This is a genomic window from Desertihabitans aurantiacus (genome assembly GCF_003344635.1).
GTDB classification, from domain to species: Bacteria; Actinomycetota; Actinomycetes; order Propionibacteriales; family Propionibacteriaceae; genus Desertihabitans; species Desertihabitans aurantiacus.
In genome coordinates this window covers 1-2,299 of record NZ_QPKK01000403.1, presented here as the reverse complement: position 1 = coordinate 2,299, position 2,299 = coordinate 1, and the positions used below count along the sequence as shown (strand labels likewise).

The 2,299-nt window shown below is 75.3% G+C and carries 2 protein-coding genes and 1 pseudogene; 1 reads left to right on the top strand and 2 read right to left on the bottom strand.

Going from position 1 to position 2,299, the window contains the following annotated elements; genetic code table 11:
* Positions 1-15 precede the first annotated feature (15 nt).
* Both DVA66_RS19540 and hisI read right to left on the bottom strand, forming a co-directional pair.
* Positions 16-1,545, bottom strand: a complete 1,530-nt coding sequence (locus DVA66_RS19540) for an anthranilate synthase component I (RefSeq protein ID WP_114561483.1) — start codon at positions 1,543-1,545, stop codon at positions 16-18.
* Between the two features lie 103 nt (positions 1,546-1,648).
* A complete protein-coding gene (gene hisI, locus DVA66_RS19535) occupies positions 1,649-2,020 on the bottom strand; it encodes a phosphoribosyl-AMP cyclohydrolase (RefSeq protein ID WP_114561482.1) in 372 nt (123 codons plus the stop codon).
* A gap of 37 nt (positions 2,021-2,057) precedes the next feature.
* Between hisI and DVA66_RS19530 the strand changes: the two are divergent.
* A pseudogene (locus DVA66_RS19530) lies at positions 2,058-2,299 on the top strand (class I SAM-dependent methyltransferase); the annotation flags it as partial.

Below are 2,299 nucleotides of genomic sequence, written 5' to 3'. Positions count from 1 at the left end.
CTCGCCCGGGCGCGGTCACGACGCGCCGTCCCCCGCCGGGCGGAGCGGGCGCAGCTGCTCGGCCCGGGCGATGGCGCGCAGCACCGCAGCGGCCTTGTTGCGCGACTCGGCGTCCTCGGTGGCGGCCCGGGAGTCGGCCACGATCCCGCCGCCGGCCTGGACGTGGGCCACCCCGTCGCGCAGCACGGCGGTGCGGATGGCAATGGCCATGTCGGCGTCCCCGGCGAGGTCGAGGTAACCCACCACCCCGCCGTAGAGCCCGCGGCGGGAGACCTCGAGCTCGTCGATGATCTCCATCGCCCGCACCTTCGGCGCCCCGGAGAGGGTGCCGGCGGGGAAGCAGGCCAGCACCGCGTCGAGCGCGGTGCGGTCGGGGCGCAGGCGGCCGACCACCGACGACTCCAGGTGCATGATGTGGCTGTAGCGGCGGACCTGCATGAACTCCCCCACCGCCACGGTGCCGGGCTCGCAGACCCGTCCCAGGTCGTTGCGGGCGAGGTCGACCAGCATCAGGTGCTCCGCGCGCTCCTTGGGGTCGGCGAGCAGCTCGCCCTCCAGCGCCTGGTCCTCGGCCGCGTCCCGGCCGCGGGGACGGGAGCCGGCGATCGGGTGGGTGGTGGCGCGCCGGTCGGTGACGGTGACCAGCGCCTCCGGGCTGGAGCCGATGACGTCGAAGCCGTCGCAGCGCACCAGGTAGAGGTAGGGGCTGGGGTTGCTCAGCCGCAGCGCCCGGTAGACGTCGAAGGCGTCCACCTCGGTGGTGACGTCGAAGCGCTGGCTGACCACCACCTGGAAGGCCTCACCGGCCTTGATCTCCTCGACCGCGGCCTCGACGGCGGCGGCGTACTCGGCGGTGGTCCGCTGGTCACGCACCCGCAGCGCGGACTCCTCCCCCGCCTCGGCCACCAGGGCGGGCGTGGGACGGGCCAGCCGCTCGGCCATCGCCTCGATCCGGTGGACGGCGTCGGCACGCGCCTCGTCCACCCGCTCGTCGGTGTCGTCGAAGTTGAGGGCGTTGGCGATCAGCCACACCTCGCCGGTCTGGTGGTCCAGCGCCGCCAGGTCGGTGATGAGCATCATCTGCAGCTCGGGCAGCCCGAGGTCGTCGGGGTTGCTGTCGGGCAGCGTCTCGATCCGGCGGACCGCGTCGTAGCCGATGTAGCCGACCATCCCCGAGTGCAGCGGCGGCAGCCCTTCCTGGCGCACGCCCTGCAGCTGGCTCAGCGTCTCCCCGAGGGTCTGCAGCGGGTCGCCGCCGCTGGGCAGCCCGACCGGGGTGTGCCCGGCCCAGACGGCCTTCCCGTCGCGTTCGGTGAGGGTGGCGGCCGAGGAGACCCCGACGAAGGACCAGCGCGAGCGCACGCCCTGCCCGACCGACTCCAGCAGGTAGCTGCCGGGACCGCCGGAGACCCCGTCGGTGCCGACGAGCTTGGCGTACAGCCCGACCGGGGTCTCGGCGTCGGCCACCAGCCGGGTCCAGACGCTGATCACCCGGGTGTCGCGGGCGAGCTCGCGGAACCGTTCGACGCTGGGCTCGATCTGCACCCCGTGCCTGCCTTCCTCCTCGCCGGGCCCGCCTGGCCCGGATCTGCCGCCCCAGCGTAGGGGACGCCCGCGGCCGGCGACCGGTGCCGACGCCCCCGACGGCTCAGCGCGGCTCGGCGAGCAGCGGGTGCACGTCGAAGCAGGAGGCGGCGCCGGTGTGGCAGGCCGGGCCGGTCTGGTCCACCCGCACCAGCAGGGTGTCGCCGTCGCAGTCGAGCTCGACGGTGCGGACGTGCTGGACGTGGCCGCTGGTCTCGCCCTTGACCCAGTACTCCTGACGGCTGCGCGACCAGTAGGTGCCGCGGCGCGTGGTGAGGGTGCGGTGCAGCGCCTCCTCGTCCATCCAGGCCAGCATCAGCACCCGGCCGCTGGTGGCCTCCTGCACCACCGCGGGCACCAGGCCGTCGGCGTTGCGGCGCAGCAGCTCGCCCACCGCGGGGTCGAGGCGGTCGTCGGTTCCGGGGTCGTCGGGCACTGGCCCATTGTGGCGCGGGCTGGGCAGACTGGCCGTCGTGACCACGGAGAGGTGGCAGCAGGCGGCCGACCGGCTCGCCACCGAGCGGCTGGCCAGCGGCGAGCCCACCGCCTGGTTCGAGGACCTGTACGCGGCGGCCGCCCGGGGCGAGGTGACGACACCCTGGGACCACACCGCCCCGGACCCGGCGCTGGCCGCGTGGGCGGCAGGGCGCGGGGTGCGCGGCGACGGGCGTCCGGCCGTGGTGGTCGGGGCGGGGCTCGGGGCCGACGCCGCCTT